Source organism: Vibrio sp. BS-M-Sm-2 (assembly GCF_041504345.1).
Lineage (GTDB): Bacteria > Pseudomonadota > Gammaproteobacteria > Enterobacterales > Vibrionaceae > Vibrio > Vibrio satsumensis.
This window is the reverse complement of the sequence record NZ_CP167895.1, coordinates 1,132,481-1,157,522: the sequence shown is the minus strand read 5'-3', so window position 1 is coordinate 1,157,522 and position 25,042 is coordinate 1,132,481. Positions and strand designations below refer to the sequence as shown.

General features: G+C 42.5%; 23 protein-coding genes and 1 riboswitch. Of the genes, 6 read left to right on the top strand and 17 right to left on the bottom strand.

Annotated elements, in window-relative coordinates:
* Positions 1-86 precede the first annotated feature (86 nt).
* The 11 genes from thiM to AB8613_RS21055 all read right to left on the bottom strand — a co-directional run bounded on the left by thiM (position 87) and on the right by AB8613_RS21055 (position 10,286).
* Entirely contained in the window at positions 87-872 is a 786-nt protein-coding gene (gene thiM / locus AB8613_RS21105; RefSeq protein ID WP_372384952.1) for a hydroxyethylthiazole kinase, read from the bottom strand.
* A 30-nt stretch (positions 873-902) separates the two neighbouring features.
* Complete coding sequence (tenA, locus tag AB8613_RS21100; RefSeq protein ID WP_372384951.1) at positions 903-1,583, bottom strand: thiaminase II; 681 nt, start codon at positions 1,581-1,583, stop codon at positions 903-905.
* A gap of 56 nt (positions 1,584-1,639) precedes the next feature.
* The gene (locus AB8613_RS21095; RefSeq protein WP_372384950.1) at positions 1,640-2,596 is read right to left on the bottom strand and encodes an ABC transporter substrate-binding protein; all 957 of its coding nucleotides are present in this window, start codon (positions 2,594-2,596) and stop codon (positions 1,640-1,642) included.
* 119 nt (positions 2,597-2,715) lie between these two features.
* Positions 2,716-3,531, bottom strand: coding sequence for an ABC transporter permease (locus tag AB8613_RS21090; protein ID WP_372384949.1), 816 nt, complete (start codon positions 3,529-3,531; stop codon positions 2,716-2,718).
* Positions 3,524-4,282: an ABC transporter ATP-binding protein gene (locus AB8613_RS21085; RefSeq protein WP_372384948.1), complete on the bottom strand. Its 759-nt coding sequence runs from the start codon at positions 4,280-4,282 to the stop codon at positions 3,524-3,526. Before AB8613_RS21085 ends, AB8613_RS21090 begins: the two co-directional genes overlap by 8 nt.
* Positions 4,272-5,165, bottom strand: coding sequence for a bifunctional hydroxymethylpyrimidine kinase/phosphomethylpyrimidine kinase (gene thiD, locus AB8613_RS21080; RefSeq protein WP_372384947.1), 894 nt, complete (start codon positions 5,163-5,165; stop codon positions 4,272-4,274). Before thiD ends, AB8613_RS21085 begins: the two co-directional genes overlap by 11 nt.
* A gap of 96 nt (positions 5,166-5,261) precedes the next feature.
* Positions 5,262-5,373, bottom strand: a riboswitch (TPP riboswitch).
* A 98-nt stretch (positions 5,374-5,471) separates the two neighbouring features.
* Entirely contained in the window at positions 5,472-6,389 is a 918-nt protein-coding gene (locus tag AB8613_RS21075; RefSeq protein WP_372384946.1) for a DMT family transporter, read from the bottom strand.
* Positions 6,390-6,474: 85 nt separating this feature from the next.
* Positions 6,475-7,203 carry an AraC family transcriptional regulator gene (locus AB8613_RS21070; protein ID WP_054545681.1) on the bottom strand — a complete coding sequence of 243 codons (729 nt, stop codon included), beginning with the start codon at positions 7,201-7,203 and terminating at the stop codon, positions 6,475-6,477.
* A gap of 174 nt (positions 7,204-7,377) precedes the next feature.
* Positions 7,378-8,406, bottom strand: a complete 1,029-nt coding sequence (locus AB8613_RS21065; RefSeq protein WP_372384945.1) for a DUF4382 domain-containing protein — start codon at positions 8,404-8,406, stop codon at positions 7,378-7,380.
* Positions 8,407-8,829: 423 nt separating this feature from the next.
* Positions 8,830-9,081, bottom strand: coding sequence for a DUF2999 family protein (locus tag AB8613_RS21060; protein WP_004731647.1), 252 nt, complete (start codon positions 9,079-9,081; stop codon positions 8,830-8,832).
* A 107-nt stretch (positions 9,082-9,188) separates the two neighbouring features.
* A complete protein-coding gene (locus AB8613_RS21055; RefSeq protein WP_372384944.1) occupies positions 9,189-10,286 on the bottom strand; it encodes an ElyC/SanA/YdcF family protein in 1,098 nt (365 codons plus the stop codon).
* Between the two features lie 496 nt (positions 10,287-10,782).
* On the opposite strand from AB8613_RS21055, the gene AB8613_RS21050 reads away from it, so the two are divergent.
* From AB8613_RS21050 to AB8613_RS21025, 6 genes are all read left to right on the top strand, one after another.
* Complete coding sequence (locus AB8613_RS21050) at positions 10,783-11,463, top strand: glutathione S-transferase family protein (RefSeq protein WP_372384943.1); 681 nt, start codon at positions 10,783-10,785, stop codon at positions 11,461-11,463.
* Positions 11,464-12,017: 554 nt separating this feature from the next.
* Positions 12,018-13,346, top strand: a complete 1,329-nt coding sequence (locus AB8613_RS21045) for an amidohydrolase family protein (protein ID WP_192891168.1) — start codon at positions 12,018-12,020, stop codon at positions 13,344-13,346.
* Positions 13,347-13,431: 85 nt separating this feature from the next.
* On the top strand, positions 13,432-14,085 hold the full coding sequence (locus AB8613_RS21040; protein ID WP_372384942.1) for a DUF3299 domain-containing protein: 654 nt from the start codon (positions 13,432-13,434) through the stop codon (positions 14,083-14,085).
* Between the two features lie 446 nt (positions 14,086-14,531).
* Positions 14,532-14,888, top strand: coding sequence for a hypothetical protein (locus AB8613_RS21035; protein ID WP_372384941.1), 357 nt, complete (start codon positions 14,532-14,534; stop codon positions 14,886-14,888).
* A 637-nt stretch (positions 14,889-15,525) separates the two neighbouring features.
* The gene (locus AB8613_RS21030) at positions 15,526-15,843 is read left to right on the top strand and encodes a hypothetical protein (protein ID WP_372384940.1); all 318 of its coding nucleotides are present in this window, start codon (positions 15,526-15,528) and stop codon (positions 15,841-15,843) included.
* A gap of 399 nt (positions 15,844-16,242) precedes the next feature.
* Positions 16,243-16,803, top strand: coding sequence for a hypothetical protein (locus AB8613_RS21025; RefSeq protein ID WP_372384939.1), 561 nt, complete (start codon positions 16,243-16,245; stop codon positions 16,801-16,803).
* Positions 16,804-16,899: 96 nt separating this feature from the next.
* On the opposite strand, the gene AB8613_RS21020 is transcribed toward AB8613_RS21025, so the two are convergent.
* The 6 genes from AB8613_RS21020 to AB8613_RS20995 form a co-directional block, all read right to left on the bottom strand.
* Positions 16,900-18,012: a YdiY family protein gene (locus AB8613_RS21020; RefSeq protein ID WP_372384938.1), complete on the bottom strand. Its 1,113-nt coding sequence runs from the start codon at positions 18,010-18,012 to the stop codon at positions 16,900-16,902.
* Positions 18,013-18,637: 625 nt separating this feature from the next.
* Entirely contained in the window at positions 18,638-20,578 is a 1,941-nt protein-coding gene (gene acs / locus AB8613_RS21015) for an acetate--CoA ligase (protein ID WP_372384937.1), read from the bottom strand.
* Between the two features lie 178 nt (positions 20,579-20,756).
* Entirely contained in the window at positions 20,757-21,506 is a 750-nt protein-coding gene (locus AB8613_RS21010; protein WP_102479607.1) for an acetoacetate decarboxylase, read from the bottom strand.
* Between the two features lie 62 nt (positions 21,507-21,568).
* Positions 21,569-22,639, bottom strand: a complete 1,071-nt coding sequence (buk, locus tag AB8613_RS21005; RefSeq protein ID WP_372384936.1) for a butyrate kinase — start codon at positions 22,637-22,639, stop codon at positions 21,569-21,571.
* Positions 22,636-23,550, bottom strand: a complete 915-nt coding sequence (locus tag AB8613_RS21000; RefSeq protein ID WP_372384935.1) for a phosphate acyltransferase — start codon at positions 23,548-23,550, stop codon at positions 22,636-22,638. The genes buk and AB8613_RS21000 overlap by 4 nt, the downstream gene beginning before the upstream one ends.
* Before the next feature lie 54 nt (positions 23,551-23,604).
* A complete protein-coding gene (locus tag AB8613_RS20995; RefSeq protein ID WP_372384934.1) occupies positions 23,605-24,795 on the bottom strand; it encodes an acetyl-CoA C-acetyltransferase in 1,191 nt (396 codons plus the stop codon).
* Positions 24,796-25,042 lie beyond the last annotated feature (247 nt).

Here is a 25,042-nt window from a genome sequence, read left to right as displayed (position 1 = left end):
CACGGTTCCGAACCAATAATAAAAGCCCCCAACACATAAGTGTCGGGGGCTTTTCTTTAAGTTAAGCTCTTGGAGCTAGATTGAGCTTACTGAATCTTCAAACGTTGAATCAGAGTTTCTTCATCTAATTGATACAACTCATCGAGCAAGTTCATCTGCAAGCTACCCGGGCCGCGTGAGTTTTCTGCCGCGATTTCACCAACCACGCCTAATACCGCCGCTGCAGCCAAACCACTTTTATCACCAACGGCAGCAAATGCGCCCGTCAATGCGGTTAAAGTACAACCCATGCCTGTCACATACGGCATCATCTGGTGTCCATTATTTAAGGTCACCACGCTGTCTTTGGTGACAACGTAATCTGTCTCACCAGAAATCACCACATTTGCACCGTATTCAGCCACTAAACACTGTGCAGCGCCTAATGCTGCATCACTGCTATCTAGCGCATCAACGCCTTTGCTCTGCGCCTGCTCACCCGCTAGTGCAATAATCTCAGATGCGTTACCACGAATGATCAACTTATCCGCTAAACGTGCGATTTCACGAGAAGTCTCAGTACGCAGCTTACTTGCGCCACAACCCACAGGGTCAAGAACCACAACCTTATTGTTCGCATTCGCTTGTTCAACAGCAAAGTACATTCTTGGCGTCCAAACGCTGTCGAGCGTGCCGATGTTGATCACCAAGGCGCCAGAGAAAGACATCATATCTGCAAGCTCTTGTTGTGAGTGCGCCATAATAGGCGAAGCGCCAATCGCCAATAACGCATTGGCCGTGTTGTTCATCACTACATAGTTGGTGATGTTCACAACCAACGGTTTTTGCTCTCGTACTGCGCGCAGCGATTGGATGATTTGTTCAGTTAGCATGGATTAATCCTTATTCGTTAGAAGTCGCTTTTAAGCCGCTGGTAAATCATTAAGAGCGTTCAACCCTTGTTGCCAGAAAGCCACTTCCATACGTGTTGCCGTTTTAAAGATATGAACGATGTTCTGACCACGCTCGCTGTTAATATCAATTTCAGAAAGCAGCTGATTGAAATATTCCGCGCCCGTTGCCACGCCAGACTGGAACTCTTCACCGCCGTACAGTTGCAGCCAGCTCGCGTATGGGTTGTCTTCTAACACGGTATCGCTACTTTCAAGAAGCGCTTTACCAATCACGGCATAACCAATTGAACACGGAGCCAGTGCCGCATAGAGATCGACAAGATCACCCGTCATTCCTGCATCCAGAACATAGCGTGTGTAAGCGACTGTACCGAAATCTTCCGGTTCGTTTTCTAAATCAGATTCCGTTAAACCCCATTGACCACAGTAAGTCACGTGGTGTGAGATTTCAGAATCTAGCAGCGCATGAACACTTGGCAGTGCACGGCGCATATCAGCCAACGTTTTAGCCTTGTAAATCGCTAACGCGTATGCACGGGCATACTGTTTTAAGAACAGAAAATCTTGCTTCAGGTAATGCAAAAAACACGGTTGAGCGAGAGTGCCGTTTGCCAACGTTTTAACAAAATCATGCTCGGTGTAGTCTTGCCAATCTTGCTGACAGGCTTGGATTAAGTCTTGGTATTTCATGAGATTCCTTAGCGGTAACCCAACTCGGTTACAGCTGTCATTTTGTTGAAAACGAATTAGTTAAATACAGGTACGTAGTTTTCTGCTTTCGGTAGCGTTTTGATAATGCCTTTATCGAACATGAACTGCGCATAGTCATCGTAACGTTTTAGATCAACCGCTGAAGGGCGAAGTGCAAAACGAGTCAGTGTGTCGTTCCATGCGCGTTGGTTAAGCTCGTTATTCAGCGTATCAGGTGAATACGCAACAAACTCGCTCCATGACTCTTGTGGGTGATTCACAATGTAAGTGGTTGCTTGTTCCAATGCTTTGTTGAACGCTTTGATTGCTTCGTCGTCGTGCTGCTTTGCGTTCGCAACAAAGATAAGCTCATCGTAAGCGGGCACACCGTGCTCTTCAGGGAAGAATGCTTTGGCTTTAAAGCCTTCAAGGGCTAGCTGGTTAGTTTCGAAGTTACGTAAGCCACCCCAAATTGCATCTACCTTGCCCGATGCCAATGAAGACGAAAGTGCCCAACCGACATTGATGGTTTGCACGTCTGTAAACGCAACGTTCTCTTGAGCTAACATAGTGCCGATGGTCGCTTCTTCGTTTCCTGCGATCGCAATACCGATCTTCTTACCTTTCAGATCCGCTAGCGAATCGTTCTTGCCATTATCCAATACCATTAGTGTATTAAGTGGCGTCGCGATAAGGGTTGATGCACGAACTAAAGGAAGGCCAGCTGCCACATCCATGGTTAAACTTGGTTGGTAAGTTACCGCTAAATCGACCTTACCTGCCGCGACCAATTTTGCTGGTGTGCTTGGGTCTGCTGGCTCTTGAATTTCAACATCTAGACCTTGGTCAGCAAAGTAGCCACGCTCTTGAGCGATCACAATCGGGCCGTGGTTCGGGTTCACAAACCAATCCAACATCAATGTCAGTTTCTTTTGTTCAGAGTCCGCTAGAGCATGACCTGAAACCAATGAAGCAAGCAGTGCCACTGCACCTATCAATTTTGTATTTTTCACAGTTAACCTTTCCTTTTGAATATTATTATTGTGTTTGTCGATCTAATTTTTAACGAGGTTTGTTTAGATAAATAGCCTTGAGCGAAGCTTTATTAAACAAAGAGTTATTGAGCTAACCATCACTGGTTCTCCCAAGGGATAGCTTTTTTAAGTAATTTGTCTGTGATGAAATAGAGCGAAATAGATAGCACCGCCAAGATGAATAAGGCAGCAAACATCTCATCAATGATCATGCGTGCGTTGGCTTGCAGCATTAGGTAACCCAGCCCTTCACTCGAACCCACCCACTCGCCGACAACCGCACCAATTGGGGCAATAACCACAGCCACACGAATGCCAGACGCCAAAGTTGGCAGCGCAGCAGGCAGTTGGATATAACGCAACAATTGCCATTTCGATGCACCCATGGTCTTGGCAAGATCAAGATAGCCCGTCGGTGTATTTCGCAGGCCGTCGTAACAACAAGTGGTCACGGGGAAGAAGATAATGATCGCCGCCATCACCACTTTTGACGCGATGCCATAGCCTAGCCACAACATCAATACTGGCGCGATCGCAAACACAGGGATAGCTTGGCTAGCAATTAAGATAGGCAACAACCAGCGTTTCAACGGTTCGAACATCAACATCTGTAGGGCGAAAAACAGCCCCATGGATAAACCGAGCAATAGACCAAGTAAGATCTCCTGCGCAGTCACCCAAGTGTGTTTGAGTAGCACATCGTAACGTTCAATTAGCTTGATGAAGACTTCTGCGGGAGCTGGCAGAATGAAGCTTGGCATCTCGAAGATAACCACCACCAGTTGCCATAAACCGAGAATCACGGCGCTGCTGATAAGCAAACGCATAACGGGATTCATCTGACGAGGACGTTCAGTGCTAGCCTGTATGTCGGTTGAACGAGCCCCAACTTCGCTTCGCGTTAAATCATTCATAATCACGTTCCAACTGAGCTAAGATCGCTTGTTGCAACTCAGCACATTCACCATCTAACACTCGAGGTGTTGACGTGAGAGGCACAGATAAAGACTGAGCACTCGCAGGTGTGCCTTGCAACACATACAAATTGTCCGCCAAACGCACCGCTTCTTGTGGATCATGGGTGATCAACACAACGGTTTTACCTTTTAGCAGTTCACACGCTAAACTTTGCAGCTTGTGTCTTGTTACCGCATCCAGCGCAGAGAACGGCTCATCCATCAGCACCACTGGCTTGTCTTGCATTAAGGTGCGAGCCAAAGCAACACGCTGGCGCATGCCACCAGACAACTGATCCGGCATCGCATTCGCACAATCAGCCAAACCAACCGCAGCTAATAACTCGAGTGCTTGATTGATTTGCAGTGCTTTATCAGAAGCTGGATTTTGAAAACGATGACTCAGGCAAACATTGTCGATGACCGATAGCCATGGCAGCAACAGATCTTGCTGCGCCATGTAAGCAATGCGATCCGTTAAAGGCAATTCATCAGACGTTGCCAATGTGCCCTGCCACTCCACCTTGTCTTCCAGCAAACCTGCAAAATAACGCAATACCGTGGTTTTCCCGCAGCCACTTCGACCCAACAATACCGTCCACTTACCTGCGTTTAAGCTAAGCGACAACCCAGACAAGGTCGCGTGCTCACTGTCGTTATAACGTAAGGAGGCATTGCTGAGTTGAACACCAACCGTATTAACGGACATTACCGTGCCCAACGAAGAAGTGATTTACCGGGCCGTGACCTTGACCGACTTGCAACTCATCAGCATGAGCAATAGCACGTGAAATGTATTGTTTACCTAAGTCGACAGCTTCTGGAAGCGTATTGCCTTGAGCCAAGAAAGAAGCGATAGCAGAAGAGAGCGTACAACCCGTGCCGTGGGTATTTTTAGTAGGAAAGCGCTTCGCGCTAATCAGAGCAGATGTGGTTGGCAGAATCAGTAAGTCGTTACTGTTTTCATCCTTCTCTAAGTGACCGCCTTTCAAGAGAACGGCTTTAGCACCTAGTGCGCGTAAGTCTTCAATCATGCCCTGCATTTCTGCTTCGCTTTCAGGGACAGCTTTGCCTGTAAGTGCAGCGCCTTCTGGCAAGTTAGGAGTAATGATGTCTGCCAGCGGAATCAGCTCTTGTTTCAGCGTGGTGATAGCCGAGTTTTCTAACAGCAGATCACCACTTGTCGCGACCATCACAGGGTCAATCACTAAGTGCTTAGGTTGATACTGCTTAATTTTGTCTGCAACGACTTTGATGATTTGCGCATCGGCCAACATGCCGACTTTTACTGCCACGATATTGAGATCAGTAAAAACCGCATCTAACTGACTAGCGACATGGTCGAGTGGAATAGGAAAAATGGCGGAAACGCCTTGAGTGTTCTGGGAAGTGATAGCGGTAATCACAGAACAAGCAAAACTACCGGTAGCAGACATGGCTTTAATATCAGCTTGGATCCCTGCACCGCCGCCGCTGTCTGAGCCAGCGATGGTTAAAACAATCGGAGTATTCGTGCGAATCGTGTCTTCAGCAGAGTGCTGCTGTGTTGAGGATTTTGGCGTTAAATCTTTTGAAATAGAACTGTGTGTCATTGTCGCTCCTACTATCTTACAAGACGTAGGAGAACGAACACTGATCGAAGGAGAAGTCGCATTAGGCTCATGAAAGTTTTCATGGGTGCAGACGTAGATCGAGTGCTTATAGTTCCCTACGCCAGTGTTAACTGAATCAGGTTCAACGGGTCTCGATTAACGATCTCAGCAAACACCAAATAAGGTATATGCCCCCCGACTATTGATAGCGATAGTAACAGCACTCTCACAACTGAGATACTGATTTTATTCAATTATAAGAATTACGCATGAATAAATTTCAATTAGGCTCAACAAAACAAATACTTATAACGTGCCTTTAGATGGCTTCGACTGTATCAACAAGCACAGCACAATCAGAAACATACCTAGCCAACCTATAAAAGGAATCAGCTCACCGACAACGCAGACGGCAAGCACCGCTGCGACTACTGGTTCAAACAGAGTCAGCAGATTGGCGCTACTCGCGGTCACGTGGCGTAAACCAAAACTGAACGCGATATAGCCCAAGCATTGTGGGATTAACGTCAGATAACTGATGACTAATACGTTAATCTGCGAGGAAAACAGGTTCTCACCAGTAAACCAGAGCGTTGGCAGCAACAGCATCGCACCAAGGCCAAAAATACTGCCCATTGCCGCTTGTGACTTAATCCCTTTGTCGATCAGTGCTTTGGTCGCCCAAGAATAAATGGCATAACACAACCCAGCGAGCAACCCCAAAGCAATACCTAACAGCTTTAGATCATCACCGGATTCATTCGTCGATGAAGATTCTGAAAACACCAACAACCCAATACCCACGACACCAATCGCAAAGCTAGTGAGCCAACGTTTGTTGATGTTGTTATTTTTGCTAATCAGACACTCTAACAGTGCTGAAAAGAAAGGTGCGGTTGCAATCGAAACCACGGTACCAATCGCCACGCCTGATAATTTCATTGAAGAATAGAAAGTTAAAGGATAGACCGCCAAAGCCAAAGCGCTCACTGCCAACAGCTTCTTATTCTGCAAAAGTTGATCAAGGACTAATAGGATTTTTCGATACGCTAAGCCCGCTTGCATTAGGCCGCCGACACCCATAGAGAAAGCACCAATCGCTAATGGGCTTAGATCAGGCGCAAAACTTGCGGCGGTGCCTGTCGTGCCCCATAAAATGGAAGCAAACAAGATGGCTAAAGTGCCCGTTTGGAATTCGTTAACGCGATTGATGGCAAGATTCATTTCTATTACCCAATTTTCAGTTCTGAAATAGATAATAATGAAGATTGATAAAAGTTAGTTTGCCGAAAGGACGCTATTGTTGTTTCTAAAGACTGTCTTTCATTGAGCCTAGAAACGCCCTTGGAGACATTCCAAAGTGCTGAGAGAAGCGGCGACTGAAAGCAGAAACATCACTATATCCCACATTTTCAGCGATCAATTGAACAGGTAAATCTGTGTGGGTTAACAAGGCTTGAGCTTTCTCCATACGATATCGAGTGATGTATTTAAGGGCACTGATACCCAGGCATTCTTTGAAGCGTTTTTTGAATTGAGTAGGACTCAAACAGGCCGTTTCTGCAAGTTGTGAAATGGATAACGGCTGCGTGTAATTATCCGCTATCAGCCTTTGTACGGCGCGGATTCTTGGGTCGATGCTCTTGCTCACTTGTTGTTGCTCTAACAGCAGTGAAAACACATCCAAAATTGATGACTCAATACCGCTATCGACCTGATATTCCAACTGCTTCTCTACAAACAACAAGAAGCTCATCAAAGGTGGCGTTATCGTGAAAACCGAAAGCTCATGCTCTAACAAATGCTGCGGCAACTCCGCCATATCCGCGACAATAAACCGCGCTGCTTCATCCGCCTTAAACGCATGCGCGGTGGTTACTGGAATCACCACGCATTCGCCCACCGCCACTTTGCCGGCATACCCCACCATTTCGATATTAATACTGCCTTGGATCGGCAATACCAATTGATGATGGTCATCATGGGCATGGGTATTAAATTGCTTGGTATAAGATCGAATGCTTAAGCTAGATTTCATAATCAACGCCGGAGTACATTTCGCTAGGTTAGAGTAAGAGATACAACGTTACATTATCACTTCCCTAGAGTCACACTCAATGCGCATCAAATTCATGCTTGCTAGGTGACATGATCAAAAACGGCCTCCAAATAAGAGGCCGTATTTATTCGAATGCTTAATCACGTCAAAGATTTAAAACGATACTTGGTTATCCTGACCAACCACTACCTGAACACTATTTTGAACATCATAGATTTCAAAACCATCAGCAACCGGATCAGCATTGTCTTCATCACTGTCGTACTGCGCAGTACAGGTATAACCCAATGAGTAAGTACCTGGATCAATGAAGCCCAGAGAGAACTCATAGTTAGTCTGTGCTTCATTCATTGCCACTGACGCTGAAGTGATCGGTTTCACTTCATCACTGCCGCCAATCGGAGCCATGTTAGCTTTAGCGATGTCACCTTCATACAAATAAACCGATTGGACGAAGGTATTGTCATTTGTAGGGTTACAAGCTCCAAAAGTTGTTGTCGCTACAGTACCTTCAATGTTTCCTGTCTCAGCCGTATTAATAAGGCTTACAGACGTTCTTTGAATGGTGTAATCAGGGAATGTCGAACTGTTCTTTAGGCCACGTCGAAGATCGAACTCGACAACAAAATCGTTACTTTGTTGATTCACATTAAATGAGTTATTAAAGTAAAGTACGCCAGCATTATCTTCTTTACCCACGCCTTGCGGGCACGCGCCTTCACCTTTAACCGTTAACTCACGATTCGTATCATCATTTTCTACCACGTAAGATGGATCTGTTGGGTGATCGCCATCATTCGCAAACACACACAACTTATAGCTGCCTACCGGAATGACCTCATTTTCAATCAAAGGGAGCGCATCGCTGCCTTGGTAATCCAATAAATTCACACTTAATGGAATAGGGTCCTCACCATCTGGCAATGGATCGCCATTTTCATCAACGTAGTCGCCGTTTTCGTCCGTTTTATACACATCATATATCAGTGGCGAACCTCCCCCTTGAGGAAGTAAAGCGACCTTGCTGAATGTCACGGTGACGTCTTTAACATCATCAATGGGCGCATCACTCACGCTCAAAGTAATGGGTGTCGTACTGCTTGATGATCCTGAGTCTCCGCCACAACCAACAAGCCCTGCCAACACAAGGCTCGCTAAAGCCGTTTCCTTTAAATATTTCATAACTCATTTCCTATAAAATCACTGCTCAATAAAGGGCTTATTTGAGTGCCCTCTTATTCTTTTTCTTGTTGTGACCCATAAATAAACAGCGCTATTGTTTGATATTGATATCCCTACTATTCAGGGCATTCCTCATCCCAAAAAAACTGTTCATCAAGGTGCACATACCAAGTCGCACATAGGTTAATTAAGTCTAGTAAGTAAATTGTCAGTAGCAATACATATTTGGCAAAGGTGCTGTCAATTGTTTTGAAATAGTCGTTAAGTAGAAAATGGGAGGCAGGGATTGAAAGCAACTTGATCAAAGTGAATAATCGCCACCAAGATCAAAAAAGGCCGTTAAGACAGCCTGTTGCTGAACTTAAACGACCTTTTCATTGAATTTTGATTAAGCTAAGACGATATCAGCTCATTCAAACTCACTTATTTTTGAAGTTGCTCTTTAGCGGCTTCAACCTTAGAAAAATCTAGGCCAAGCTCTTCAACTGCTTCTTTGATTAGCGCAGGGTTTTGCATTACCTGACCCATCAGCATTTGAAGCTTATCTTGTGGTAAACCAAGTTGGCTGATTGTCGCCATTGCTGCAAGAGGGTTCTCTGTCAACGTTTTGAATAGCTCGCTGATCTGCTCGTCGCTAATATTGTTCTCTTTCAACATTGCTAAAATCGGGTTCATTTTTTTGCCTTTGAAACACTAAATTAAGTAGGAACACAGCATACCATCTAGCCGTGCTCGATTGTACTAGCAACTTATACTTTGCCTACGGTGAAGTAACCCCAAGCCTAGCGAGACTCTAATGGGTAAGAGCGGTAGCTCCACATCCCATATGTTCTAAGAGCATCACGGTAGATACCTAATAACTCACCATCACTCGTCTTCTTAAGATCTGCGAGTGGCTTGTCTGGGTAAGAAACCGTATCGAAAGTAATGCCCTGAGGACCAGTTTGCCAGCTAGCAATTTCAAACAAAGTTTGACCACGTCGAACATGGCTTGCCGAGCTGATAATGGTCGCGTGTTTAATATCATGACGAGCAAGTGCATAGCTACTGAACAAGGCATTTCCTACCGTGCTGGTCGCGTAGTTCTCTTCAATGATGCGATCTTTACTTACCCCTTTCTCGATAAGCCAATCTGCCATTAACTTACCTTCAGTCTTATGGTTCTTCGGCACGCCACCCGTTAACACGATCACCGCACCTGGATTCGCTTTAGCCATCGCCAATGTTGTCTCAAGACGTTCAATCAAGATCTGATGCATTGACCCGTCTGGATTAAGCGCGTAACCCAAAGTGACGATCGCGCCATGATCATCGAGCAGACCTTTGTCCGCAGACTCTTTCAACGGAGTTTCTAACACGCGGTCGACCGTTGCAAAAATACGTTTGATGTCTTCTGCTTTGCCTTTGTTCAGGCTTTCCAGTTTCTCCATATGCTTATTGGATTCACTTTCATTGCCTTCAAATCGCTGCCAAACCGCAAGGTAAGCGTGAAGGTCAACATCGTCTGGTGCAACCGTCAGCGCTTGCTCAAACAGCTCAATAGCTCGCTCTGCATTCTTGTTGTATATCTGAGCGTTCGCTGCCGAGATCAACAAGTCAGTACGGTATGGTTCTAGCTGGTACGCTTCTAACAATCGGTTAGTCACAATTTCCATGTTGCTTGGCATTTTAGCCGTGAAGCCCGCGTGAGATATTCTTGCCGGAGACTTAAACGCCTGCAACGCATCAAGAAGTAGTTGGTCGACAACTTGTCGCTTAGTCACCAACTGCGCGTAATCCGCAGAAGCTTGTACTGCGCCATCGTTAGCAGCAAAAGAATAAGGTGTTGCGCCAAAAGCCAGCATGCCACCAAGAGCGAGGGCGATAATGTTCTTTTTCATGGAAAGATCCTGTGTCGTTAAGTGTTCACATCAGATTTGCTCACCAATGTAAGTCCCTAAGATTAAAAAACCGTGAAGCACACCTGAATCTCCAACGTTTATATTCATTTGTTGCATAAGGTGTGGCAACAGATCACGATTTTGAACTTACCAGTAAGCCTGTATATCCAGATAATTCTGGTTTGAAGCTGTACTCAACAGTTATGTTGGAATATCTAACTGCGGATTCCATACGCCCTATTTCACCGAAAACCACCAACCACAAATCCAAACTCCGCATCAAAACAAACCAAAGCAGCCGATTTAAGAACAATTTTTCAACGACTTAAAATTCAACACACTGAATCGCGCGATGTTAACCGTCGCTCAAATAACGAAGGTTTTAAACACATAGACTTGGAGTGCGAATCAACAGATTTTCAAATAATTTAAAATCAATTATTGAACGACCGTTCAAGTGATGCTTTAATGAATTACCAATACAAGGAGTTACCCCATGCTTAAGTTCTATTTTCACCAAACACCAAACCCAATGAAGATCGCTCTGTTTCTCGAAGAGACAGGCCTAGATTTTGAACTCGTTCCTGTCGATACCTTAAAAGGTGAACAACACACGCCGGAATATCGCTTAATCAACCCGAACGGTAAAACACCTGCGATTGAAGACGATGGGCAACGTGTGTTCGATTCGAACGCCATCCTTCTATACCTATCAGAGAAGACGGGCAAGCTAGGTGGGCAACCTGAAGACAGAGCTGAACTGTTATCTTGGATGATGTTTATTGCGAGTGGTCTTGGTCCTTATTCTGGTCAATCGGTACACTTCCGCCATGCTGCGCCAGCAGGCCTAGACTACGCTGTGAACCGTTACCTACGTGAAGCACAACGTCACTACGAAGTGTTAGAAAAGCATATGGAAGATCGTGAATTTATCGTCGGAAATGAGTACACCATTGTTGATGTGGCTGCATGGGGTTGGATTGATAAAGCGCCAGTCGTACTTGGTGAAGAAGGCCTAGAGCCTTACCCGAATTTAAAGCGTTGGTTTAATACAATCAACACTCGCCCTGCCGCACTGCGCGCCCGCGAAACCGGCAAAGATGTTGAATTTAAAACTGAACGTGATGAAGAAGCGAAACGTGCGCTGTTCCCGTCTAACTTTCCAATCAACGAATAATTCAGCATAACGACGGCAATATTATCGGCTTCTACATATTTATCTCTAAGATAAAACGTGCCTTGTTGGTTACTTTGTTCGTCACAAAGCAGATAAAGTTTACGATGTAGGCGAAGTCATTAAACGATCCTCATAGTAACAACACTCAAACAGCAGACCTAATGCCTGCTGTTTTTTTGCGAGTGTTCTTATTGCTAATAATCACTCCTCACCTATAGATATATCTATATCGCTCCTTTATGACACCCTGCACCCTATAAGCTATACCCCGCGCAAAGACCAAATCACCACAATCACCACAATCACCACAATCACCACAATCACCACAATCACCACAATCACCACAATCACCACAATCAAATCTAGTCATATATCTTCATGTCATCAAATGGCAATTATCGAACCTTGATTACTGGCAACATTACTCCTAAGTTTATGAATGTTAGTCATTTTAAACGGATATTTTCTGAATAACTAACTTCGTAACACTAGTTTAGTAAGGATTGTTACGCGATGCGGATACCCCGCCACGCACGGAAATTATAGGTACCATAATGAAACATAAGAGTCTTAAACTGTCAGTTGTCGCAATATCATGCTCACTCGCCTTTTCAGCGAATGCCGCGTCTACCCTTTTTACCAATGTTGACATCTTTAATGGAACTGAAAACAAGCTCTATGAAGACCACAATGTACTCGTGGTTGATAACAAAATAGAGAAGATATCTAAATCTGCGATTGACGCAGCTGATGCAACTGTCGTGGATGGACAAGGTAAAACGATGATTCCTGGGCTTATCGACATGCACTCGCACTTGTGTATCCAAGAAGGCATGTTAGTAGGTAAGCAGGGATATGACCAAATGGCAATGGGTGCCAGAACCTACGTATCAATGAATCAATATCTAGAGCAAGGCTTTACGACGGCTCGTGATGCTGGCTGTAACATCTTAGGCGTAGCAAAAGCGGTTAATAATGGATTGATTGATGGACCTAGAATCTACCCATCAGGTGGCTTCCTAAGCCAAACAGGTGGCCATGCAGACACGGGGAACTTTAATGACCAGCCTGGAGCAGTTGATGATCTAGAACGCCATGGTTTTGGTTATATCGTTGATGGTAAAACGGAAGTCCGTCGCGCGGCACGCCAGAACCTAAGAGCAGGTGCAACCCAAATTAAAGTCATGGCAGGTGGCGGTGTTGCTAGTGAATTTGACCCTATCCACATGACCCAAATGTCAGTAGAAGAGCTAGAGACAGCAGTAGAAGTTGCTAAAGATTATGGCACTTATGTAACCGTACACGCGTATCACGATCGCTCTGTTAACCGTGCTATCGATGCAGGTGTTCGTACTATCGAGCATAACTTCTTGGTATCGGAAGATACAATCAAACGTATGAAAAAAGAAGGCGTTGCACTATCAGCACAAGCGGTAATGTCACTCAAAGCTTTTGCTGAACCAGAATCAATCACTTTCTTTAGTCCAGATCAGAAAGCAAAAGCTTCTAAAGTTTACGAAGGTGCATTACAGATGTTCAAGTGGGCTAAGAAGCACGACATTCTTGTAGTAACCGGTGGTGATATGTTTGGGCCTGCCTATAACATGGCACAGGCTGAGAACATGACCTACATGCAAAAAGCAGGATTCACGCCATTTGATATAATGAAAATGGGAACCTCTAATGCGGCTGAAGTATTAAGCTGGAGTGGCGGTATGAACCCTTATAAATATGGCTCATTAGGTAAGATTGAAGCAGGAGCTTATGCCGACTTGATTCTTGTTGATGGTAATCCACTTGATGACATTGAAATTCTGAATCAATACGAAGAGAAATTCCAATACATCATGAAAGACGGGAAAGTTTACAAAGACACCCTATAACAAAACGAGGGCAAGTTGAACGACTTGCCTTCACTCCCTCAAACATTATCTCTTATTTTCTATGGTTGCTCAGGATATGATTTCTATGTGTCGCAAACTTTTCTTAACCGTCGTTTTATCTGTCTTTTCTCTTTCAGCTTTTTCTAGCGAAGTGTCGTATACCTATTGGGAAGAACTTCGCCCGAATATAGAAACGATCGAAGATCCTTTTGCGCACCTTAATGTAAATCAATTAGACGATTTAGCCTACGTGGCTAAATACCTTCAAGTTAGCAATACACCAGAACAGTCTCCTTCAGCAGAGCTAAAAAAAGAGTATGCAGTATCTAAGGCTCGACTAGAACAAGCAGGTATTGATATCCATAAATTGCTCGATCTGCGTGAGCAAATCACTGATCAACGAAAAATTATGGCAACGCAAGCAAACCCAAGCATCCTTAACGCAACTCATCGAGTTCCAGGCTACATTACGCCGATCGATTTCGATGGTTTAAAGGTCACTAAGTTTTTGTTTGTCCCAACAGCAGGGGCATGTATCCATACCCCTCCACCACCAGCGAATCAAATGATTTTGGTTGACTACCCACAAGGAATTGAAGTTGACTCTCTATCAACTCCGATGTGGATTGAAGGAAAGATCACAACCAAAAATTCCACTTTAGATATTAGCTATGTCGATGGTGAGTCCGAAGTCTCCACAATCTATTCTATGGACGCAAGTAAAGTCGATTTCTACTAAGCAGGTACCCGTGTAACACGCTTCTTGTATCAAAGAGCTGCTAAAAAGCGGTTTTTTTATATTAATTTTCAAACGACTCCACTAAACCTAGAGAACAACAAGAAAAATATATTACTAGGGAAATCAATAACCTACCAACGAAAAGATTCAGATATTAGCGCATATTAGTTCTTGCAAAAATAATTCTATGACTACTTGCCTTAATCGCATTTGGGAACAAGCGTCCAAGCTTGCTCTGCAAAACCAGTCCATTAAAAATCCAATACAATCAATAATTAAGAACAATTTAAGGTTGTATTACCCAATATAATGCTCAGCTATCATTGATACCCAATCTATCTTTGTCTACAAATAAATAAAAACCCCTTTGTAATCAAAATGTTAAAATGCCCACACTGTATTTATTAGCACATCGAAAATAATATTAAGTTGAAATGCTAATTCAAATGACTAGTCGCTCTGATATTTTAAATCTTTATCAATGGGAACTAGGATTTAAAATGAACTCAGGCTGTCTAAGCGCCTTAATTGCAATGATATCGGGGCTTTTCTACACAGGCATGGGGTTTTCAGGATTAGAGAATCAATTCGGTATATTATGGGCTGGAGCTGCATTGACTATCTTAATCGTATTTAACTTTACGCTACCACTTTCTATCGGTGCTTATTTTTACACGACAAATGTCTTAGGTTGGCACTGGTTTAGCGCATCATTATTTATGATAATACTAATCACCATCATAGTTCCTACGCTCATTAAATCTGTTAATAGCATTTTAAATCCAACTTCTTTCGAAAAATAAAAACATACTATCACTGACACTCTATCGCTATTTACCAAGTTTAAGATCAAAAAAGAGCCGCTAAAAAGCGGCTCTTGATTTTTTAACTATTGTTGAAGCAACCATAAAGTGATATTTAAAATTAAATTAAAATCAACACCTTACATAAAAACAATCATAAGATGATTTTGTTTAAAACAACCATAAAATGATATTTGTAAAAATTGATGGAATTGGTATAGGGTTCTTGGTAAGAAAGTTACTTACACAACCCATGGTCAGTGGATCCTTCAGTAGGCATGCAAATGTTAAACAACTAGTAGACTCGATAAGCTTGTTAATAAGAGCCTAGCCGACCCACTAAATCCTTTCATAAACTTAAATTTCCGACAACTTTCCACTAGGTATTTTCATTTAAAGTATACTAGGAGTACACATAAGATACATTGATACTTCAATGCTGGTTATTCTATTTTAGGATTATGGAAACTGCATCCAAGAAAACTAAAAGAGACCCGCCCTAGTCAACTTCAATTGATAGCGTAGACTTAGGAATGCATCCTCTCCCATAAATAATTAATCAATGCTAACAAACAAAGATTGAAATATGTTTTATTACGATGTCTATATTTTTCAAACTAGATACTAAAGTATTTTTATGCCGTTACCTAGAGGTACTAACAAAACGTTTATTCGCAAAGCCATCAAGCAATGGGGTGACCGATATGATTACTCTTTAGTTCAGTATGTAAACAGCCGGTCTTCAATTATTATAATTTGTAAAAAGCACAAGAAAAAATTTGAACAAACTCCTAAAGCCCATTTTTCTGCAAAACGCCATTGCTGTCCTTTGTGTTATCAAGAAGTGGCAGGAAGCTACCAGAATAAATGGCGAGCACATTATAAACCAGATTCAAATCAAGCCAATTTAAATTGGAATTTACCCATAATCAAAAGCGTTTTTCGTGATTTTTAATCATTTTAGTGATAAGCCTTCGTTTACTGCCACCATACTAATTGCTACTAATATATAATTAACGTGCTTCTTCTAAACCTATCCATGCTTGTGGCGGATACTAAGTTTTACTTTCAATCAATAGAGAGAAACCTGTACGACGCTACTAAGCCTCCAATAAGAGTTAAACCACCTTCCTACCAAAATATATAATTATGAATACCTCCCAAATTAGTGGTAAGTTTGATGGAATCTACTCATGTCATGTGTCATTTTTGACTTCACAAAAAATAAAAATAGCTGCGATAGAGGCTTAAATAAATTAATGTCGAATCCCCTCTAAAAATAAATAACTTATCATGTTAATTATTTCATTCCTGTTTATGATTTCACCTCGTTAAATTTAACTAGGGAAATATTGTGAAAAAAGAACATTTAGCTATAGCGATCTTGCTATCTTTTAGTACTGGAGCCTTTGCGAGCAGTAATACATCATATTATGATCGAGTAGATGTAGGCAGTGGAATAGATTATATTGAAAACGAAAATGGTAAGTATGCTGAATCCTTTAATAAGGCAGATCAAAGCTATAAATATACTCCAAGATTATCAAAAGGTTGGATATTAGGGCCTACGGTATCAGATGCTAATAACCAAAACATCCTATCAAATGCTAAATACTGCGAGAGTCTGCCTGGGAATTATCACCCACCAACGCCTGACGAAGTAGAGAACCTTATGTTCTTCTTAAATAAAAATGATGAAGGTGCAGTAAACGTAATTAATAGTCTTGGATTCCATAGTTTTGGAATGAACATGGCATTAACTCAAAAATTATTGTTTAGTAATGATCCTAGCAAAAGCTGGTTTATCTATTGGTATTATGATCTTAATAACCAAACTTCGGATGACGCCAAATATGGTGTACTAACTGAAGACTCTTCTGAAAGTACTCATTATTCATGCGCTCCTGATCTTTAAAAAAAAACCGCCTTCTTATAGAAGGCGGCTTTACTTCAAGACTAAGTAGAACTTCAGCTTTTAAAACAAGCTATTTTCGCGTTTCGCGGAGCGCGATTAGAGCTCATAAGTTAAACCTACATAAAGTTTATAATCGTCTTTCTCAGGTAAAACATTGTCTGCGTTCACTTTGGGTTTAGATACATGTTCCCATATTGCATCCAAACTCAACTCAAAATCTCCCAGCAGGTCAATATCAAAACCAAATTCATTAGTCTGGCGAGTACCACCCGCTTTTTCACTCGCCCAATTAAGTTTATAGAGATGAACAAAATCGATATCTCTTGTTACTTCATGCTTCAGGTTTGACTCAAGGTTAAAGGTGCTACTGCTAGCGCTTAGAGACTCACCTGCCTCTACCGTGGAATATCGGCTATACTGATAACCAGGGCCAAGCGACATATCCCATTCCATTTCCGAATTGGCGACGAAGAAGTAACCAAGCTGTATCGCAGCATTAACCTGATAATCCAAATTTTGAAATTCATCACTCTGTACAAACAAATCTAGCGGTCTAAGAAACATTCTATTATTAATATATAGATCATAGGAGCCACCAACTTTTGTATTATTTGATGTTTTTTCATCATTATATTCGGAAGATATATGACTAGCATTAAGCTTGATTCGCGAATCAACTGTATTTCGTTCTGATTTAACATCTCCCCGAAAAGAATACTCATCACTATTACCACTATTAATGTCTAATCCAAACGTCACTTTAGCATCCCAATGTTCAGAGTCTTTCTCAGTACCGAGATAGATAGACACAACCTCTGTAACCGGGAATAACTTTTCATTAGAACCATTCCGTAAGTATAATTTATTGTCACGAATGGATAAATAGCCGACATAAGTCTTTCCATTAAGTGTTCTAATCGTAAATAGTCTAGCTGTTTCAAGAACTAAAATATCTTTAAGTTCAATGTCCAAGTCACCTAAGTCATCACTATCAAAAACTATCTCTTGACTATAAGAATTTGAATCTTTTTTAATAGTACCATCTAACTCACCTTTTATGACTTCCCCTGATTTCAGTTTTAACCAATCATCGCTTTTATCTATATAGACTACCTGGCTCTTGAGAATATTTGTATTAATTTCAGCGGCCATGGCATTACAATGAATCATAATTAACGCAATACAAAAAGTAGATATTTTAATTTTCATTTTTATATTCAATGAGGATGTTGACATTAACAATCATAATATATCTAAAATAAAGAATCATGTTAGGCATAAAACAAATTAATGTCATAATTTCATCATTGTATCATTGTATCATTGTATCATTGTATCATTGTATCATTGTATCATTGTATCATTGTATCAGTTACCAAAGTAACGAATATCCTAAGCTTTACCTCACCCTTAATTCGATAATTAACTGCTGATATAATAAAGAGTTAACCCTATAAACCCAACAGTTAATTATAATCACTCTAATTGATAATAAAGGCAGATTTAAATCAAGGTAACCTATCAATGAAACCACCCTTTGGGTTATAGGATATTTTGTAGATACGATCAGTGTATTAACGAGTAGTCCAATATTGATACGATTTTAAAGGAAACCTCAAAATGAGAGGGTAGCCATCGGGGACTGTATACGTTGCTCTCTTACTCTTATACATAGATAAACGTAGCGCAATTAGTTACCTCTTGAAGATTTTCTACGGCTACATATGTGCGCATTGAACTTATATCGCTATCATTCCATTAAAAATCTTGTGCAACCCTCTCAATAGTAGATTTAGAGATTGTCCAATGTAACTGAACACTCACCATTGGTCACTTAACTTTTTGCAGTAAGTTTACCTACAACGCTTGGATCAGCTAACGTTGTAATATCACCCAAATTGCTAGTATCTCCCGTCGCGATCTCTCGTAAAATTCGACGCATGATCTTTCCAGACCGCGTTTTTGGTAGAGAATCAGTCCAGTGAACCACTTCGGGTGTTGCGATAGGACCAATCTCTTTACGCACCCAGTTTTTTAATTCTTTCTTCAGTTCTGTTGAGGAAGCCTCATTATCATTTAGTATTACGTAAGCGTAAACGGCCTGACCTTTGAGAGAATGAGGAATCCCCACGACTGCAGCCTCTGCAACCTTATGATGTGCAACCAGAGCCGACTCAATCTCAGCCGTCCCCATACGGTGGCCCGATACGTTCAATACATCATCAACACGACCTGTTATCCAGTAATAACCGTCTTTGTCACGACGAGCGCCATCACCAGTAAAATACATACCTTGAAATGCCGAGAAGTACGTTTGTTCAAAACGCTTATGGTCTCCATAAACCGTGCGGATCTGACCAGGCCAAGAATCTAAAATAACGAGCTTACCTTCCGCTGGACTCCCTTGTATGAGGTTACCTTCGCTATCAACAAGTGCTGGTCGCACACCAAAAAATGGTCGGGTTGCTGAACCAGGCTTTAGATCAGTTGCGCCGGGTAACGGTGCGATTAAAATACCACCTGTTTCAGTTTGCCACCAAGTATCAACGATAGGAGATTTTTCGTTGCCAATAACCTTATAATACCACCTCCACGCTTCTGGGTTGATTGGCTCACCGACAGAACCCATGATCCGGAGGCTTGAGCGAGAAGTACCAGCAACGGCTTCATATCCTTTTGCCATCAGTGCTCGAATCGCTGTTGGTGCGGTATAAAGAATATTGACTTGATGCTTATCGACGATTTCGCTCATACGAGTTGTCGTTGGATAATTGGGAACACCTTCAAACAAAAGTGTTTTTGCACCATTGGAAAGTGGTCCGTAAATTAAGTAAGAGTGACCCGTAATCCAACCTATATCCGCAGTACACCAAAAAGTCTCACCTTTCTGGTAATCGAATACGTATTTAAAGGTCATAGTTACATAAACTAAGTAACCACCGGTAGTGTGTAATACACCTTTGGGTTTACCTGTTGATCCTGATGTATAGAGAATAAATAATGGATCTTCGGCTTTCATCTCCTCTGGTGGACAAACGTCTGAAACAACCGCCATCGCTTCGTGCCACCAAACATCACGAGACTCGCTCCAATGGATATTACTGCCGATACGTTTTACTACTATCACTTTCTCAATGTTTGTCACTTCCAAATTAGTGAGTGCTTCATCCACATTCTTCTTCAATGGTACTACACGGCCCCCACGCAAACCTTCGTCTGCAGTAATGACCATTTTCGCATCTGAATCGATAATACGACCTGCTAATGCGTCTGGTGAGAACCCTGCAAATACGACAGTATGAATAGCCCCTACTCGTGTACAGGCAAGCATCGCGATAGCAGCTTCAAGCACCATCGGCATGTAAACACACACCACATCACCTTTTCGTATACCTTGGTCTTTTAAAACGTTAGAGAACTGACACACTTCTTTGTGTAGTTCGTTAAAAGTAAGGGCTTTATTATCTGCCGGATCATCTCCTTCCCAAACAATGGCTACTTCATCTCCTCGCTCTGCTAGGTGGCGATCAATACAGTTAGCCGAGACATTAAGCGTGCCGTCCTCAAACCAACGAATATCTATTTGTTCAGCTTCAAATGAAGTATTTTGAACCTGAGTGAATGGTTTGATCCAGTCCACTATTTTGCCATGCTCCCCCCAGAATTTCGTTGGCGTTGCCACTGATTGTTGGTACATGGCTAGATAACTGTCATTGTCTGCATGACTATTGAGTTTAATATGCTCTTTTACTGGGTAAACGTATTCTGAATTCATAGGTACTCCTCACACTTTTGTATGACCGAATATAATTTTTGATACATGATAGACTGGGCAGTTCTATTACTTAGAGTAAACCGATACTTGCATTTCGCTCCCCTTGAGCGGAACTCGACCGCTGACTTAAAGACTAAAAATCAAATGCCTCAATACTAGGGGATACTATGATTTCAACTTACAAAACTGCATTTTCGAGGTAATCAATGACAACTTCGCCATAGGGTAGTGTCAAATCGGCGACAAAGTGGCTGGCAGAAATAACACGCTTTACAGGTAGAGCGTTAACGGGTGCCATTGCGTGGGCATGAAGCTCAAGTGCTCCCGGCCCCATATATGCCCATTTAACGTTGATATCCGTCATGTAATAACGAACAAGTTGACAAATGGCGGGACTTCCATTGACGTCAGGGATAGATTTCACAAGAAAATTGGGCCCTCCAAGCTCTTCCTGCACCCGTGCTTTATCAAGCTCTTGGTATTTGAAACCCATAGTTCCCATAGCGATACGAATTTTCCCATAATCTAAAGTTCCTAATAGCGTGTCTCCGTCCACCTCTAAATTTGGAGAACCCAACTTTTTAGGAAATCCCCAAATTTCACGCCCTGCAGCAATCGGAGGGTGACAATCAAGAAACATAGAATGAACATATGACCCGGGCTTCCCTTCAAATGTTATTGGAATCACTTGGCCAGACTCTTGAAAGCAGCCAAAACCTGACGAGTCAGGCATACGCATAAACTCATACTTTACTATTGCATGAGGGGCTTCAAGTCCGGGTGGCAAAACACGCTCTAATGCTTCAGGTTCCGTTTCGTAAGTGATGATAAAATACTCACGATTAACAAAACGATTAGGCGCTACTGTATAGGCAGGATTACCTTGTTGGACCGGCATTCCAAAGGGAAATGAAGTGTTGTGTGTCATGACTACCTCCAATGACAAAAAGCACTGCACGACTAAGTACAGCGCTTAAATTAAAGTGTTAATTAATAATCCAAAATTTCTCGTACGCCAAGCAGAGCATCTTTAACACCCTGAGATAACGCTTGCATTTCATCTTCTCCTGGATACACAATCAAATGAGCGTCAATAAAATGTGTTCGCTCACCAATCCAGTCAATCAAAGGCCCACAATACGCTAAGCTACCTGTTAAGATAATCGCATCGACGTCACCCGACAGGACAGCCGCACAAGCACCAATTTCTTTTGCGATTTGATACGCCATAGCCTTGAGTATTTGAGTCGCGTTGATATCTCCCCCTCTATGACGGTGCTCGACTTCAAGCATATCTTTACTTTCAAGATAGCTGTAAACCCCTCCCTCACCGATAAGCTTTTTATAAACCTCTTGATAGGTATAGTCGCCGGAGAAACACATATCTATAAGGGCAAGAGGAGGGATCCCACCACTGCGCTCAGGGCTCATAGGACCGTCCCCTCCTAGTGCAGAATTCACATCGACAATTCGACCCGATTTATGGGCGCCAACACTGATCCCGCTCCCTAAATGAGCAACGATAAGATTAAGCTTGTCATAAGCCGTATTATGTTGTTTAGCATAACGGCGTGCTACTGCCTTATGATTCAACGCGTGAAAGCTGCGTACACGTGAAATATCAGACATCCCTGATATGCGAGCGATATCGTCATACTCATCGACCATTACCGGATCAACCGTATACGCGTCCTTGTTGATATCGACTTGTTTTGCTAGTTCATAGGCCAAAATACCGCCTAGATTAGATGCGTGCTGGCCGTTCAAGCCAATCATTGCGTCTTGTAAATACCGGTCATTAATGCGATAAACACCACTTTGAAGATTTCGTACCATTCCTCCTCGACCAACAAACTGATCAATTTGATCTAAAGCAATGCCATTATCTTTGAGTGCTTGGAGAATAAAACCCTTACGATACTCTTTCTGGTCTATTATCGTCTGAAATGCCCCCATATCAGCTACTGAATGATCAATAGATTTGCTAAAGAGAAGAGACTCATCATCGTAAACAGCGATTTTAGTCGACATACCACCAGGGTTGATTGCGAGTATTTTCATTTGACTGCTCTCTCTGCACATTGCGCGATTGCACAGGCCATAGCGTAATATTTGGTTTCAACAGAATCAGAACGAGACGGGAAATCTACAGGAGCAACGGTGCCGATAATAAAGCTAGCAGCTTTGGCTCCACCTAAGAAAGTGCTGGTTTTATAGAAAGTGTTGGCAGCATTGATATCAGGAAGTAAGATCAAATCAACATCGCCCCCAACGTCAGTATCCAAGCCCTTATGCACGACAGACTCTTTGCTGAACGCTAAATCGATAGATAAGGGTCCATCGACCGTACAGCCTTTAATAGCTCCACGACGATTCATTTGAGTCAGGATTGCAGCATCGATCGTTGAAGGCATCGCTGTTTTTACACCTTCAGTAGCAGAAATAATTGCAACTTTTGGTTTGTCGACACCAACAGAATGAAACACGTCGACGCATTGCTGAATCATCTGTGCTTTTTCATTTACATCTGGAGCTATGTTTATGCCAGAGTCGGTGAAAGCAAAAACCTTGTGATAAGTAGGGATATGAACAAAGCCAGCTTGAGAAACCAATTTAGCTTTCTTAAGCCCTGTTTCGCGATGCAATATAGGTCTTAGGTATTCTGGAGTACCCAGTGCACCACGAGTTAAAACATCTGCTTTGCCTTCTTTTACCAAAGCAACAGCTATTTGACATGCTTTGCTTTTATTCCTTTCATCGATAACTTCAAATCCGCAAACATCAAAATCAACTTCTTCAGAAATTTTCAAAATCTGTTCTCTGTCACCAACTAGAATTGGCTCCGCGATTTTTTGTTCAGTAATAAGCTTCAGTGCTTTTAGAGTTGTACGATCTTCAGCGGCCGCCACTGCAATTTTTTTTACTGGTTTGCCTTTAGCTATTTCGACGAACGTTTCAAGTGATTTCAACATAATATTTACCTTAAGTGAGATTTTTCATCTCGTTTAATGAATTTTTAAGCGCTACTAAAGCATCTCAACGGTCGCAGCAATCCCCATACCACCACCAATACACAGTGTCGCTAGCCCCTTTTTAAGTTGTTGGCGTTTTAGCTCATTCACTAAAGTGACAAAAATGCGAGCACCGGACGCTCCAATCGGATGTCCAAATGCAATCGATCCACCATTAACGTTGACTTTACAAGGGTCCCATTGCATTTCTTTATTGACGGCAATAGCCTGAGCAGCAAATGCTTCATTAGACTCAATGAGATCGAGTTCATCAATATGCCAGTCGGAACTATCTAAAACTCTACGTGATGCTTCGATCGGTCCAGTCCCCATAAGTGCAGGTTCAACGCCGGCGGTCGAAAAGTTCACCAGACGCGCCATTGCCGATAAACCTAACTGTTTTACTTTCTGTTCGGAAGCGAGAATAACCATCGCTGCGCCATCGTTAATACCGGAAGCATTGCCGGCCGTGACCGTCCCTTCTTTATCAAAGGCAGGCGTAAGCTTGAACAAAGCTTCTAAGGTGGTTTCTGGACGAGGATACTCATCGTGCCTAAAAATTAACGGGTCTTGGCGTTTACGAGAGACTGCTATTGGGACAATTTCATCTTCTAAACGGTTCGCTTCTAAAGCTTTCGCCGCTTTCATTTGAGATTGATAAGCAAATTTATCTTGCTCTTCGCGTGAAATATTGTATTTTTTAGCGATGTTCTCAGCAGTTATACCCATGTGGTAATTGTTGAATGCGTCCCATAACCCATCTTTAATCATGGTGTCTTCTGCGAGCCAATTACCCATCTTTACCCCATTTCGTGAGTTAGCAAGAATATGCGGTGCCTGACTCATATTTTCTTGACCACCTGCAACCACTAACTCCGCATCTCCACATTTAATAGCCTGAAAAGCCAACTGCAAAGCTTTAAGTCCAGAGCCGCAAACTTTATTGATCGTAAACGCGGATACAACATCAGGAATACCTGCCGCCATTGCCGTTTGACGAGCTGGGTTTTGACCGCAACCAGCTGCGAGCGCCTGACCTATAATAACTTCATCAATCTCACAAGGAGCGATTCCCTGCTTAACAAGCATCGCCTCAATCACTCTAGCGCCCAAAACCATAGCGGGAAGCTTTGAAAGACTACCCCCAAACGAACCTATTGCGGTTCTCGATGCAGCGACAACATAAACATCATTACTTACTACCATGTAACACCTATCAATATTTATAATAAAAAGACAATCTAACAGCCACCTTACGAATTAAAGCTTGACTGTTTCACTCTTGGTTGGGCATTAGTTAATGTTGAACATGCTTTTCCGAGATCTTTCGACTTGTCTGGGTCGCTAATACCTAACGCTAAACAGGCTTGTTCCCTGGTCATATTCAAATGAAACATGTATATCTGTATTGCCATTTCCCAATTTGATGATCGTAATTTAACCATTGATACCT